Annotated in this window: 13 protein-coding genes; 8 read left to right on the top strand and 5 right to left on the bottom strand. The window is 45.9% G+C overall.

What is annotated here, in order from left to right; translation table 11 throughout:
* Positions 1–183 precede the first annotated feature (183 nt).
* Positions 184–336, bottom strand: coding sequence for a hypothetical protein (locus SporoP37_RS17280; protein ID WP_158233549.1), 153 nt, complete (start codon positions 334–336; stop codon positions 184–186).
* A 196-nt stretch (positions 337–532) separates the two neighbouring features.
* On the opposite strand from SporoP37_RS17280, the gene SporoP37_RS07790 reads away from it, so the two are divergent.
* The 5 genes from SporoP37_RS07790 to SporoP37_RS07770 all read left to right on the top strand — a co-directional run bounded on the left by SporoP37_RS07790 (position 533) and on the right by SporoP37_RS07770 (position 5,926).
* Positions 533–1,675 carry an MFS transporter gene (locus tag SporoP37_RS07790; RefSeq protein WP_369922218.1) on the top strand — a complete coding sequence of 381 codons (1,143 nt, stop codon included), beginning with the start codon at positions 533–535 and terminating at the stop codon, positions 1,673–1,675.
* Between the two features lie 109 nt (positions 1,676–1,784).
* Complete coding sequence (locus SporoP37_RS07785) at positions 1,785–2,447, top strand: uracil-DNA glycosylase (RefSeq protein ID WP_081243123.1); 663 nt, start codon at positions 1,785–1,787, stop codon at positions 2,445–2,447.
* Positions 2,448–2,467: 20 nt separating this feature from the next.
* The gene (locus tag SporoP37_RS07780; RefSeq protein WP_085430674.1) at positions 2,468–4,204 is read left to right on the top strand and encodes an ABC transporter ATP-binding protein; all 1,737 of its coding nucleotides are present in this window, start codon (positions 2,468–2,470) and stop codon (positions 4,202–4,204) included.
* Between the two features lie 21 nt (positions 4,205–4,225).
* Positions 4,226–4,822 carry a DNA-3-methyladenine glycosylase gene (locus SporoP37_RS07775; RefSeq protein WP_081243121.1) on the top strand — a complete coding sequence of 199 codons (597 nt, stop codon included), beginning with the start codon at positions 4,226–4,228 and terminating at the stop codon, positions 4,820–4,822.
* Positions 4,823–4,876: 54 nt separating this feature from the next.
* The gene (locus SporoP37_RS07770) at positions 4,877–5,926 is read left to right on the top strand and encodes a YkvI family membrane protein (protein ID WP_085430673.1); all 1,050 of its coding nucleotides are present in this window, start codon (positions 4,877–4,879) and stop codon (positions 5,924–5,926) included.
* A gap of 139 nt (positions 5,927–6,065) precedes the next feature.
* On the opposite strand, the gene hmpA is transcribed toward SporoP37_RS07770, so the two are convergent.
* On the bottom strand, positions 6,066–7,253 hold the full coding sequence (hmpA, locus tag SporoP37_RS07765) for an NO-inducible flavohemoprotein (RefSeq protein ID WP_081243119.1): 1,188 nt from the start codon (positions 7,251–7,253) through the stop codon (positions 6,066–6,068).
* A gap of 213 nt (positions 7,254–7,466) precedes the next feature.
* Here hmpA and SporoP37_RS07760 point away from each other — a divergent pair, with 213 nt between their 5' ends.
* Together SporoP37_RS07760 and SporoP37_RS07755 are read left to right on the top strand one after the other, a co-directional pair.
* Positions 7,467–7,916 (top strand): RrF2 family transcriptional regulator, encoded by a 450-nt coding sequence (locus SporoP37_RS07760; RefSeq protein WP_085430672.1) that lies wholly within the window; start codon positions 7,467–7,469, stop codon positions 7,914–7,916.
* Positions 7,917–7,966: 50 nt separating this feature from the next.
* The gene (locus tag SporoP37_RS07755) at positions 7,967–8,893 is read left to right on the top strand and encodes a manganese-dependent inorganic pyrophosphatase (RefSeq protein ID WP_081243117.1); all 927 of its coding nucleotides are present in this window, start codon (positions 7,967–7,969) and stop codon (positions 8,891–8,893) included.
* Positions 8,894–8,941: 48 nt separating this feature from the next.
* On the opposite strand, the gene SporoP37_RS07750 is transcribed toward SporoP37_RS07755, so the two are convergent.
* Entirely contained in the window at positions 8,942–10,321 is a 1,380-nt protein-coding gene (locus SporoP37_RS07750) for an FAD-dependent oxidoreductase (protein ID WP_085430671.1), read from the bottom strand.
* Positions 10,322–10,673: 352 nt separating this feature from the next.
* Entirely contained in the window at positions 10,674–11,183 is a 510-nt protein-coding gene (locus SporoP37_RS07745) for a YceI family protein (RefSeq protein WP_081243115.1), read from the bottom strand.
* Between the two features lie 165 nt (positions 11,184–11,348).
* Between SporoP37_RS07745 and murB the strand changes: the two genes are divergently transcribed.
* A complete protein-coding gene (murB, locus tag SporoP37_RS07740) occupies positions 11,349–12,269 on the top strand; it encodes a UDP-N-acetylmuramate dehydrogenase (protein WP_085430670.1) in 921 nt (306 codons plus the stop codon).
* A gap of 168 nt (positions 12,270–12,437) precedes the next feature.
* On the opposite strand, the gene SporoP37_RS07735 is transcribed toward murB, so the two are convergent.
* Positions 12,438–13,112, bottom strand: a complete 675-nt coding sequence (locus SporoP37_RS07735; protein ID WP_081243113.1) for a universal stress protein — start codon at positions 13,110–13,112, stop codon at positions 12,438–12,440.
* Between the last annotated feature and the right edge of the window lie 143 nt (positions 13,113–13,255).

The raw sequence follows: 13,255 nt of genomic DNA, 5'->3' as shown, positions 1-13,255 counted from the left end.
TTTTTTCACATTCTGCGGGGTTTGCACAGTATTTATGCATGCTTCCGGCTGCGAGCGCTCATACTTTCTTCACGAGCGCTCTATAATTTCACTAGCCGCTCATATGTATTGCTCAAGCGCTCATACCCGCTGTTCAAGTGATCAATCACCTTGCTCGAGCGCTCATACCCGCTCTCCATACGCTCATACGGGTTGCTCGCGCTCATACACAGTGTTCAAGCGATCAATCACCTCGCTCAAGCGCTCATACCCGCTGTTCAAGCGATCAATCACCTTGCGCAAGCGCTCATACATGCTGCTCAAGCGATCAATCACACCGCCCAACTGCTCATACACATATCCCGCCCAATCCTAAATTCCCGATCTCACAAACTAAATCCGCAGGAAAACAACACTAGTCAAACGCAAAACAAAAGTGGTATAATTACAGCTGTAAAGACACCTAAAGATTGCACAATGGAAAGGTAGAAGACTGGTGAAAAAGAAAGAACTATCACGCAATAAATTGCTTGGCATTGCAGGCACAGGCTGGATGTTCGACGCGATGGATGTTGGTATTCTGTCCTTTGTTATAGCCGCATTGGCAGTAGACTGGCAGCTGACTTCGTCTGAAATGGGCTGGATTGGCAGTATCAATTCAATCGGTATGGCGGTTGGGGCATTCGGTTTCGGGCTGCTTGCAGACCGCATCGGACGAAAGCAAGTATTTATGATCACATTAGTTTTATTTTCAGTCGCAAGCGGATTATCTGCTTTAACGACTTCATTATGGGCATTCCTGATACTCCGTTTTCTGGTAGGCGCAGGTTTAGGCGGAGAACTGCCTGTTGCATCCACACTGGTATCAGAAAGTGTATCCGCAAAAGAACGCGGACGTGTCGTAGTGCTGCTTGAAAGCTTCTGGGCTGCGGGCTGGCTGATTGCGGCATTGATTGCATACTTTGTGATCCCGAGTTTCGGCTGGCGGATTGCTTTGATTATTACTGCGCTTCCGGCGTTTTATGCCATTTATTTACGGCGTAATTTGCCGGATTCCAAGAAGTTTGAAGAACAGGGAAAAACAACACAGTCAACTGGCCAAAAGTTGAAGCAGTTATTGGCTCCAGCATTCAGAAAACGGACTATCATGCTGTGGATTGTATGGTTTGCGGTAGTCTTCTCGTATTACGGCATGTTCTTATGGCTGCCGAGTGTGATGGTGCTGAAAGGTTTCAGTCTGATCAAGAGCTTCGGCTATGTTTTGCTGATGACACTTGCACAGCTGCCGGGCTACTTCAGCGCGGCATGGCTCATTGAGAGAATGGGACGCAAATTCGTCCTCGCCACGTATTTGTTCGGAACGGCGCTCAGTGCGCTTGCTTTCGGAAATGCAGATTCCTTATTTACTTTAATGGTGGCGGGCGCACTGCTGTCATTCTTTAATCTAGGTGCATGGGGAGCGCTGTACGCGTATTCTCCTGAACAGTACCCTACTTCAATTCGTGCAACGGGCTCTGGCACTGCAGCGGCTGTAGGACGTGTAGGAGGCATCTTCGGACCGCTTCTTGTCGGTACGTTGCTAGCGGCAGGCCATGGATTCGGCATGATTTTCGCCATTTTCTGCGGGGCGATCCTAGTTGGCGTATTAGCCGTTATCTTCTTTGGAACCGAAACAAAACAGACTGAATTGACATAATATAAACTAAGCCGTTTCCATTTCATATAAATGGGAGCGGCTTTTTCAATGGCTAATATTTTTGATTCGCAGATGAAACCCTTATAATTATGAATAAGGAGCTGATACGATGTTTCGCATACCTGATGAATTGGCGCGTATTGCGCAAGAACGCAGCGAAGGATTTCCAGTGGAAGGCTTTGTGCGCGGAGAAGGTCCCGAATCACCATCGCTTTTATTGATCGGTGAAGCACCCGGAGAACACGAAGCGATACACGGCATCCCGTTTATAGGACGTGCGGGTGATGAGCTGATGAAATCACTGGCATCGATCGGTCTGACGCGGGAAGATGTGTATATGACGAGTTCATTCCGCAGCAGGCCTTATAAATGGGGGACGAAGAAAGAACGTGACGGCAGTTTGACTGAACGTAAATATAACCGGCCGCCTACTCAAAAAGAGCAGCTGGCTCATGCGCCGGTACTTGATTTTGAAGTGAAAAATCTGCGTCCGAAGCTCATCGTGACACTCGGTAATATCGGCCTTCAGCGATTGCTAGGAAAACACGCGAAAGTCACGGCGCTGCATGGACAAGTAATCACACAGCCCGTCCAATACTTAGCGGCACTGGAAGATACGCAGTACAGCTGGACAGATCATTCCTACACCATCGTGCCGACATTTCATCCGGCTTCCGTTTTTTACCGTCCATCTCTCCGTCCGGAACTGGAGAGCGACTGGCAGCGGATCGGTGAATATCTCCAAGGACTAACAGATAACTCATTTGAATAATATAGAAAAGAGGATACGTTATGAGTGCGCAAATAAAACCTGCAGGGTCTGTTAAAGAATTCATAGGCCTTGTTAAAACATTACACTGGCCTGTTGCAGTAACGGTCATTGCATTCGTGCTCTCCCTCGTTGAAACAGCGGCAGGACTTGCGGTGCCGCTGATCACCAAAGATTTAGTGGACTCTTTTACGAGTGAATTGATGAACTGGAAAACGGGTGTGTTTCTGCTCGTTTTATTCGTCGTGCAGGCAATTGCCGGTGGGTTTTCCTATTATATGCTGGCTTATATCGGTGAATCGGTAGTGGCTGATCTGCGAAATCAGCTATGGCAAAAGGTTCTGCGTTTACCGGTGCCATATTTCGACCAAAATGAAACAGGAGAAACGATGAGCAGGATTACGCAGGACACTACAGTGTTAAAATCGCTGGTCTCGGAGCATTTAGTTTCATTCATCTCCGGCTTGATATCAATTGTCGGGGCGGTCATCATTTTACTTGTGCTCGATTGGAAAATGACTATTATTATGCTGATTAGTGTGCCTGTCAGCATGGCAATTCTATATCCGCTGGGACGGCTGATGCATAAAGTGGCGAAAGCGACACAGGCTGAAATGGCGAAGTTTTCAGGACATCTTGGCCGGGTGCTCGGTGATATACGTTTAGTAAAAGCCTATCGTGCAGAGCCAGCAGAAGGTGAGAAAGGAAAGGCTGCGATCCGGTCATTGTTAGGATATGGCCTAAAAGAAGCGAAAATCCAGGCAGTCATCTCTCCAATCATGATGTTGACGATGATGGGCATCCTAGTAGTAATCCTCGGATACGGCGGCGCACAAGTGGCAAAAGGTGACTTGTCTGCCGGTACGCTCGTTGCGATTATTTTCTTGCTTTTTCAGATCATCATGCCATTTGCGCAGATGGCCCAATTTTTCACTTCATTCCAGAAGGCAGTGGGCGCGACGGAACGGATTCAGGGAATTTTGCACATGAATTCGGAACCCGCAGAAGGCAAGTCTGTTTCAAAAGCTAATGAAACCATCACGTTTTCAGATGTTCATTTTTCTTATGAAGAGGGAAAGGACGTAGTGAAGGGCATTTCTTTCGCCGCTGAAAAAGGCACTGTGACGGCATTTGTCGGACCGAGCGGAGGAGGAAAGACGACGATATTCTCATTGGTTGAACGGTTCTATCAGCCGACTTCAGGAGAAATACGGTTTGGGGATGCATCTATACAAACTATCCCATTATCCGACTGGCGCCGTCGAATCGGCTATGTGTCGCAGGAAAGCCCGTTATTAAGCGGGACGATTCTCGACAATATGGCGTATGGACTGGAGAAAAGACCGCCGCTTGACCAAGTGATCGAGGCGGCAAAAGCAGCCAATGCATATACGTTTATCGAGGAAATGCCTGATGGATTTGAAACGATGGTGGGAGAGCGCGGCATGAAACTGTCAGGAGGTCAGCGGCAGCGCATTGCCATTGCCCGGGCACTGCTGCATAACCCAGAAATTTTACTGCTGGACGAAGCGACGTCAAATCTGGACAGCGGCTCCGAAACACATGTACAAGAAGCACTTCGCCGATTGATGCATGGTCGGACGACACTCATCATTGCCCATCGGCTGGCAACTGTATTGCATGCAGATCAGCTGCTGTTTCTGGAAAACGGACAAATCACCGGAAGGGGCCGTCATGCCGAATTACTGGAAACGCATGAGCTCTATCGTGAGTTTGCGGCCGGACAGGGATTGGCATAAAAAGAGGAAGGAGAAGATAGTATGTATGAACCGATTGATTCATCATTCTTTACTGCTCCTGTAATTGAACTTGCCCGTAATTTAGTGGGGCAATATATCGTACACGAGCAGCCTGAAGGTTTATCAGTGGTCAGGATAGTGGAAACAGAAGCGTATCACGGGCCTGAAGACCGTGCAGCGCATAGTTTTGGAAATCGCAGAACGAAACGGACGGAGATTATGTTTGGAGAGGCGGGCTCGGTATATACATATCAGATGCATACTCATGTGCTGATGAATGTGGTGGGCGCACAGGAAGGGACGCCCCATGCAGTATTACTGCGGGCAGGTGAGCCGATAGAGGGATTGTCACTTATGCAAGCACGCCGGGGCGGACATATTAAGAAAGTGACGGATCTGACGAACGGGCCCGGAAAGCTTTCCAAAGCACTGAACGTAACGATGGCATACTACGGCCACCATTGGACTCAGCGGCCTCTCTACATAGCCGAGGGTTTTCCGCAATCAGAGATAGAAGCGGGACCGCGTGTAGGAATTGGCAATACTGGTGAGGCCGTACATTATCCATGGCGGTTTTATGAGAAAGATAATCCGTACGTCTCAAAGTACAGGAAATAAAATAAATACAGAATTTCTCAGAGAGTGTTGCTAAAGAGAAAAGTAGGGGAATATATGAAAGAAATATTGAAAATGAGCAGCGCCTTTATCGGAATTGTGGTAGGGGCAGGTTTTGCTTCCGGCAATGAAATTATGACGTATTTTACAAGTTTCGGCTACGCAGGAATGATGGGTGCTGTTATTTGTACGGCACTTTTCGCATATTTAGGAATGACATTGACACGCCTCGGCAGTCGTATGCAGACCATATCGCATAAAGATGTCATCTATAAAATAAGCGGACGTTATGCAGGTGTTGTAGTCGATGGAATTATTATCTTTACACTGTTTGGAGTCGGGGTCGTGATGCTTGCGGGTGCAGGCGCCAACTTACACCAGCAGTTCGGCCTGCCTTCTTATATAGGCAGTCTGCTGATGATTGTTCTGGTCTTCATGACAGTTCTGATGAACGTGGACAAAGTTGTCGCGATCATCGGCAGTGTAACACCGTTTTTAATTCTTACGGTAATTATCGTATCGGCTTATAGCATAGCTACGATGGATACGACCTTTGCTGTTCTTAATCCGGTAGCCAATGCTTTGCCAACTACCTTGCCTAACTGGTTAATATCTGCAGTCAATTATGTGTCATTTAACATTGCGCTCGGTGCTTCCATGTCGATTGTCATGGGCGGTGCAGAGAAGAACGAAAAAATTGCAGCATGGGGTGGGTTCATCGGGGGACTGGGGCTTGGTATTTTGATATTACTCAGTCATCTGGCAATTTTCTCACAAGTGGAATACGTATCTGAATCAGAGCTGCCGATGCTTGCGGTCATGAATAATATCTCACCGATTTTCGCGGTCTTTATGGCGGTCATTCTGTACGGCATGATTTTCAATACGGCTGTCAGCATGTTTTATGCATTCGGAGCACGATTTATTCAAAGCGGCACGATGAAGTTTAAACTGTTTGTAGCCTTCTCGTTACTGATTGGCTATGTATTGAGTTTCTTTGGCTTTACAAACTTAGTCAGGACGTTTTATCCGATAGTGGGCTATTTAGGCCTGTTTTTAGTAGCGGCGCTGATCCTTGCTTCATTCCGCATGCCAAAGAAAGTATAAGAACGCGTGGATGTCCGGGAAGCGGCAGTACTTCAAGGGGCATCTTTTTTTATTCATCAATTCTGGCAGAAGGCGGGAAATAAAGAAGAGCCGCCGCGAAAGTCATGACGACTTTTCGCGGCGGCTCTTTTCTTAGTAATTATACAGTTGCTAATTCAAGTGCTACAGCAGGACCGAAGAACTCGAAGTGAATTTTATCTTCCGGTACTCCAATTGCATGAAGCTGTTGAATAACGAACTCCATGAAGCCAGTCGGACCACATACATAGACATCGCTGCCTGCAATGACGTTCTTTTCAAGGAATTCACGTGTGAATACGCCGTCTCCCTCTTCAGAATAAAGAGCTTTGTAAGTAGAGTTTGGCATTTTTGCGTTCAATTGCTCTAATTTATTCGCAAATGCCTGTTGGCTGCGAGTGCGTGCAGAGTGCAGGAATGCCACTTCGCGGTCTGGAGACAAGTCAGCAATTGTTGAATACATAGCTTTCATTGGTGTAATACCAACGCCGCCGCTGATAAGTGTCACAGGACCAGTTCCAGTAGGCTCTAAGTAGAAATCACCTGCTGGTGCGCTGACTTCCAATGTGTCGCCCACTTTAGCCTCATTATGCAAGTAGCAAGACACTACGCCGTTTGGCGATAATGTATCTTCGCGCTTAACCGAAATACGGAATGTCTCGTCATTCGATTTTTGTGACAGACTGTACTGACGGTTTACGATGTTTTTCGCGCCCGGAATTTCCATACGGACAGTAATATATTGTCCAGGTAAGTAGTATGGTAATTTTTCTCCGTCCACCGGTTTTAGATAGAAGGAAGTGATGACATCACTTTCTTTTACTTTGTCTACGATCTCGAATTCTTTGAACAGCTCCCAGCCGCCTTCAGCTTTAGCTGTATTTTCATACATTTCTGCCTCTACTCCGATGAATGCATCTGCGATGACGCCGTAAGCTGCCGCCCATGCATCGATGATTTCAGGAGTCGCTGCATCGCCAAGCACTTCTTTGATTGCTTTTAGCAAGTGTTCACCAACGATTGGATAATGTTCCGGCAAGATTCCAAGTGATACGTGCTTATGTGCGATTTGTACAACAGCCGGAAGGATTGCTCCCAGGTTGTCAATATGCTGTGCTGCCGCATAGACAGTATTTGCTAATGCTGTCTGCTGACGTCCTTGTGATTGGTTCGCGTGATTGAATATATCTAGTAATTCCGGATGCGCTTTAAACATATTTTTGTAAAAAACAGATGTGATGGTTGTCCCGTGTTGCTCCAGTACTGGTACAGTGGATTTAATAATATCGATAGTTTTTTGATCTAACATTGATAGTGCACAACCTTTCCGTATTTGATATTTCTATCATAAATCATTTTCTGTTTAAAAGATACATTTTATATACATGTTTAAAAGAAATTCTGAAATCATGTCACACTTTATTCAAAAACAGTGGAGCAATACAGCTTTTACCTGTGAGGCTAATCAAGGAATTTTCACATGTAAATGCTATAATGAAGAGAGAGCAGAAGGGGTGATATTATGCGATTAACGATGTATACAGATTATTCGCTGCGTGTTCTGATTTATTTAGCTTCCAAGCAGCCTGATGAACTATCTACTATCCAAGAAATCTCGGATGCTTATCAAATCTCGAAAAATCACCTCACCAAAATTGTCCATGAACTGGGGAAACTGCAGCTGATCGAGACGATCCGGGGGCGCGGCGGCGGAATTCGTCTGTGCGTGAAACCCGACAGTATTAATGTAGGCGAACTTGTCCGTAAAACAGAAGATGATTTTCATTTGGTCGAATGCTTTGATCCGGATAAAAACATGTGTATACTATCAAGTGCCTGCCGGCTGAGAGGCGTATTATATGAAGCGCTTCAAGCATACTTTGCTGTGCTCGACCGCTATACGATTGCCGATTTCCTTCAAAATAAGGAAGAGATCCAATCTTTGTTATTTCCACTAGTCAAACCTGAATAGTGTGATAAAATACAGTTAGTAAACTTAGTGAAATAGGAGGAATTGAGAAAATGTCGAAAGTATTAGTTATCGGGCATAAAAATCCGGATACAGACTCCATCGCATCTGCAATTACGTATGCGTATCTCAAACAGCAGATCGGAGTTGACGCAGAAGCGGTGCGTTTAGGGAATATTTCAAAAGAAACGGCATATGCGCTCGAAACATTCGGTTTTGAAGCGCCGCGTCTGATCGAGAAAGCTGCACCGGAAACTTCCCAAGTTATTTTGGTCGACCACAATGAAAAACAGCAGAGTGTTGATGATCTGGAAGATGTACAGGTGCTGGAAGTAATTGATCACCACCGTATAGCGAATTTCCAAACGAATGATCCGCTGTACTATCGTGCGGAGCCTGTAGGCTGTACAGCAACTATCTTAAATAAATTGTTTAAAGAGCACGGAGTTGCAATTCCGAAGAATATTGCAGGATTAATGTTGTCTGCAATTGTATCGGATTCTTTATTATTCAAATCACCAACTTTCACTCCTCAAGACCAGGCTGCGGCTGAAGAACTAGCTGCAATTGCAGAAGTGGATGCAGCCGAGTACGGTCTCGCTATGCTGAAAGCAGGCGCGGATTTAAGTGCAACACCTGTAAAAGAGTTAGCCAGGCTTGACGCGAAAGAATTTGAATTTGGCGATGTGAAAATGGAAATCGCACAAGTGAACGCAGTGGACTTACAAGATATTCTTGGGCGTCAGGATGAGCTGGAAGCTGTATTACATGAAATCATCGAACAAAAAGGACTGGATCTTTTCCTGTTTGTCGTAACTGATATCATTAACAGTGATTCCGTCATCATTGCACTCGGTAAAGAAGCAGAGCGTGCAGGATCTGCATTTAACGTTTCATTCAATAATAACTCTGCGCTGTTAAAAGGCATCGTTTCCCGTAAGAAACAAATTGTGCCTGTACTGACTGAAGCACTTTCATAACGGCTAGACTGTCATAGAAATCGTTGCCGATTTCTGTGACAGTCTTTTTTATCCTAAATCCAGCGGCTGTGTGGCAGGTCCTTCGAGAACAGATCCGTCCGCACGAAAACGTGAGCCGTGGCAAGGGCAGTCCCACGTCTGGTCACCTTTATTCCAGCGGGTACGGCACCCCATATGCGTGCAAATAGGAGAATCGGTACGTGCAATGTGCCCGCCCGTAAACTCTTTTACAGTGCGTCCGGTCAGCAGCAGTGCGCGGCTGAACAATGAACCGAATTCTGTCCTGCCTGGCGAATATAGTTCGCTTGCGGGATTTTTTTTGCCTGTGATAGCATCTGAAATAATCTGTGCACTTGCCAGTGAGTTGGTTAATCCCCACTTCCTGTAGCCTGTACTAATATAAACGTCGGGTGAAGAGGTGGAAATGGCTCCGGCGTACGGCACTAAATCAGGAGTCGACGGATCTTGCGCAGACCATTTATACATGATTTCAGGATGTTCCAGCGTCGTCTTCAAATCATCCGTAATATTGTCGTAATGCACTTGTGTCTCTTTTTCTGCTCCTGCCGGATGGGACTCGGCACAGAGAAGTAAATAGGATTGGTCGTCTATTGTCGCGGTGCGAATGGAACGTTTCGGCTGATCTACCGCGATGTATTGATGATCAAACGGTGTGTCCGTTTTAGCGGCAGCGATATATGACCGTTCCACGTCTAATTTAAGGATTTGCATTCCTTCCAGTGCTTCAATCGGATAATGGGAGCAGATGACAAGCTGACGATAACTGACGGTCTTCGAAGAAGCCAGCTTGACAAAATGACGGTCTGTATCCAGCGCGGCTACTTGTGCATGTTCATACAAACGCGCGCCTTCTTCCGCGGCAAGCTGTGCCAAATGCTGACCGAAGCGAACGGGATGGATTTGTGCTTCATCTTCAATTAATAGCGTATGCGCCGTCTCAAACGGCAAATCTGCTGCACTTCCTGCCAATGAAAACGGAATACCGATTTCTTCATACGCCTTTTTCTCTGCCAGCAGCCTTTCTGTGCCTTCTGGCGTTTGCGAGTACAGTGCGGAATGTGCGGTTTGCAGCTGATCTGCTTTTGCGATGGAACGTGCAAACTGGACAGCCTGTTCGTTTACTTGAAAGTACCGTTTTGCACTCTCCACATCAAACTGCGCAATCAGATCGGCATAGACCAGATCATGCTGGGCAGTTAATTTACCTGTGGAATTCCCTGTTGCACCGTGCAGCAAACTATTCTTCTCGAGCAGCACAACGTCCTTTCCTTGTTTGGCTAAAAAGTAGGCATTGGTAATACCGCTGAGCCCTCCGCCGATAATCAGCACCTCACATGTCAAATCATCTTGCACTGTCGGATAGGCAGACTGCGGATAAGCAGTAGCCAGCCATAACGACTCATTCATTTCGACACCTCATTCTATATTTTCAAATAGGGCAAGCAGTTATATTGTTGCCAAGTTTTCATGATTCTAAAATAGAGAATAGGCAGGCGAGAGGGAAAAATGATAATTGAAGTACAGACGGACCCCATCTGTCCTTTTTGCTGTATTATCAAAAGGCTTTTTAAGCGGCCGGATTTTGGTAAGGAGAGCCATACATCACAGTGATGAAGGTTCCAGTAGCTATAAGTAAAGAGAGCTGCCGTAAACACCCGTCTGTTCGGGGGGTTACGGCAGCTCCAGATTATTTGTTTTATAGTGTGGAAACTTATTTTGGGCAGGCGTGCTGTTGTCTGTTCAATTCTTTTATGTACTTCTAATTTCTGCAGACAGCAACCTTCATAGTAATGTCGATTACATCACCCACCATAACGCCGCCAGCTTCGATTGCGCGGTTCCACAGTAAGCCGAAGTCTTTGCGTTTTATTTCTCCATCAACCAGAAACGTGGCGCCAAACACCGTAACTTCTTGCGGTGTAACGCAGAACAAAGCTCTTTTTGACGTGCCTTTAATCGTCAGGCTGCCCGTCATTCGGTAGCTGCCATCTGGATCGGCATAAATGGAACGGGAAGAAAAAGTCATTTGCGGAAAGGTCTGTGCATCAAAAAAGTCTTCCGAGCATAGATGTAGATCACGGTCTCTGTTCTTGGTCTGAATAGAAGATACGCACACTTGAAATTCAATGCTGCATTTCGTCAGATCTGTAATATTGCCCTGCAACTCTCCCGAAAACTTTTCGAATGTGCCTGAAACCGTGGATACCATCATATGGGGAACTGAAAAGCCGACAGTGGATGCTGCGGAATCTACTTTCCATTTATTCACTTTCCCGCCTCCTTGTGGGCATTTAGTTAGATAAACATTAATTGAAAATCCCTCAAAAGTCAAAATGAAAAACCTTGTCAAAAAGGCAGATTGCAAGCATACTATTAAAGGATAAGATTGTTTCCGTTATATTGGAGACGCGTATAGTGAAAGGACTTGATGTGCATGTCAAAGCATCGCTGGTTTGAAGATCTTCAAGAGAAAATAGAAAACGGCTGGTTGTTGCTTGATGAACCGCTGAACAAATATACGAAAACACGTCTGGGCGGAAAAGCGGATGTGGTCGCAGCCCCCGGCACAATAGAAGAAGTGCAGGCAGTTGTCAGTTATGCCTATGAACAGAAAATACCCATCTTGTTACTGGGGAATGGTTCGAATATGGTCGTACGTGACGGCGGAGTCCGTGGAATTGTTTTGTATATGGCGAATTTTAATCATATTACCATTGAAGGAAATAAAATGACTGCGGAAGCAGGGGCCAATATTATCGATGCATCCATTGAGGCGGCGAAGGCTTGTCTGACAGGGCTGGAGTTTGCCTGCGGCATTCCCGGTTCCATCGGCGGCGCCATGGCTATGAACGCAGGTGCTTACGGCGGAGAGATCAAAGATATTATTCAGCAGGCGACTGTCATGGATCATACAGGGAAGATTTTCGTGCTGTCTAAAGATGAATTGGAGCTTGGCTACCGTAAGAGTATTATCACGGCAAAGGGCTATTTTGTTTTGTCTGCAGAATTCCTGCTCGCTCCGGGTGAGCAGTGGGACATTGATGCGAAAGTGGCTGACCTGACTTTTCAGCGTGAATCGAAGCAGCCGCTTGAATTTCCTTCGGCGGGAAGTGTTTTCAAACGCCCCCCGGGATACTTTGCAGGTAAGCTGATTCAAGACAGCGGCTTACAGGGAAAAGGGTTTGGAGGCGCAGAAGTATCCACTAAGCATGCAGGATTCATCGTCAATAAAAATGGCGCTACGGCAGCAGATTATATTCAGACGATTGAAATGGTCAAAGCAGAAGTGAAGAAGAACTTCGGAATTGATCTCGAAATGGAAGTAAAGATTGTCGGAGAAGAACTGCCTGAATGAAGAAAGACAAAGGAGCGGTCCAAGAAGTTTTGACTTCTGGTGACGGCTCTTTTTTGATAGGAAAAACGGCGGCGGGAAATAGGTGTCAGTGCATATAAATCTGAATCCTCGTGTGCAAAAAAAGAATGTCCCCGAAGTACTGTGACTTCCGGAACATTCTTTTATGTGTCAGTCGTGAACCTTGCATTGAATTTTGCTTGTCTCCAGCACCTGGTCATCTTCTATCTGAACCTGACATATTTTATTGTTCTGCATGAATTTGAAAATCCCATTGTTGAAATCGGTTCCGATCTCTTTAAAGAAGATCCCTTCATATTGTGCCTGTTTGGTTAACGTGAAATTTATTCGGAAACTGTCACCGTCCGGAACCAGATAAGCCCGGACTCCTTTTTCAAATGACCCCTCTGTTTCACTTTTAATCGCCCGGTCTACAGAAACTACATGGAAATCTACAAAAGGAATTTCCCTCAGCAGGACGTTCATGAATGACCCTTTTGTGATTTCTTCCCAGCGGCTCTGCGCGGTTTGGCCGATGACGATTTGTGTAATGCCATACTTATGGGCTACTTCTTTAATTACCTTTGCAGCCGGCCGCTTTTCGTCATCGCGGATAATGAATGCCTCTACATCGAGCTCTTCCGCAAGTTCTTGCCAACGATCCACATATCCCGATTTTTCTGCATCAAAATCATCCAGCGGAGCAGGATCAACTGTCAGAATATAGAGAGGACAGTCCATGATTTCTGCTATTTTGGATCCTCTTTTAATGAGACGTTCACCATTTGGACCGTAATACACACAAACGAGAATGCTCTCGTCCATACGGCTTTTCATTTTGCCCATAATGACTCTTCACCTCTTTGAATTATATATGCTGATGGTGTTTGGTTCACATTTCAGGGGAGCGTCTTCCTTACAATTCCACAAGAGAACCAAATCCAGAACGTGTTTCATGAAACAAGTCTTACAGTATGCCGACCGCGCTT

The organism is Sporosarcina sp. P37 (genome assembly GCF_002109365.1).
In the GTDB taxonomy this organism is placed as follows: domain Bacteria; phylum Bacillota; class Bacilli; order Bacillales_A; family Planococcaceae; genus Sporosarcina.
Note: the sequence above shows the minus strand (reverse complement) of the source record. Positions and strands in the feature narration are given on the sequence as shown.